Consider the following 696-nt stretch of genomic DNA (forward strand, 5'->3'; position numbering starts at 1 on the left):
GTCCTTATCAATCTCCGTGAGCAGCGCTCCCTGGACCGCTGCACTGTAGTGGGACCGCAAGTTGCCAAGCGTTCGGGGGTCGGCGATAACGACAAGCTCGCCGAACCTCTTGTCACGCACCCACGCATTCAGATTTGCCGCAGTCTGCTCGGCGAAATGCGCCTTCTCGAAGACGTGCCAATCCGTCGCCTCGACTGCGCTTTTCTGCCGGTATGCGGCATCGTTCAGGCGCCCCGGCCGATCCGTCCCCTGCAAATGGTCCGGCGGATTGCGGATGGATCCCGCATCGACGGTACGGAGATCGATGAGCTTGGCATCTCCATGGTTCTCGTAAACAACGAAACGTTCGCCATCGGCAACGAGCACCCAAGCCTTGTGTGGTACCTGCATTCTACTTACCCCAACCGTTCATCTATCCAATAACAGCGTTTCGCGCACTCCGCCGCGAAATACCAATGCCAAACTATCGCATGTCTGGCGGTGATCGCCTCACCAATTTCCCAATAATGCCGCGCGTTAGATAAAATGTCGCAGGTTGCACCCGACAGTCAAAGGCCGGGTCTATTAGGCGTCAAATGCCGAAACATTGACCTCCTCAACACTGGCAATCTGCATGGAATTACAACTGTTTTCACATTCTAAAACTCCCGCCGCGGCACATTTTCTCTTGCCAACTTAATGCCCTCTCACGAGCGT

1 protein-coding gene is annotated in these 696 nt (G+C 55.5%); it reads right to left on the reverse strand.

Features of this window, described 5'->3' with window-relative positions:
• Positions 1 to 390: baeRF12 domain-containing protein (locus IG629_RS08825; protein ID WP_193171594.1), on the reverse strand; the 390-nt coding region annotated here is incomplete at its 3' end.
• Positions 391 to 696 lie beyond the last annotated feature (306 nt).

The organism is Nisaea nitritireducens, from assembly GCF_014904795.1.
Lineage (GTDB): Bacteria > Pseudomonadota > Alphaproteobacteria > Thalassobaculales > Thalassobaculaceae > Nisaea > Nisaea nitritireducens.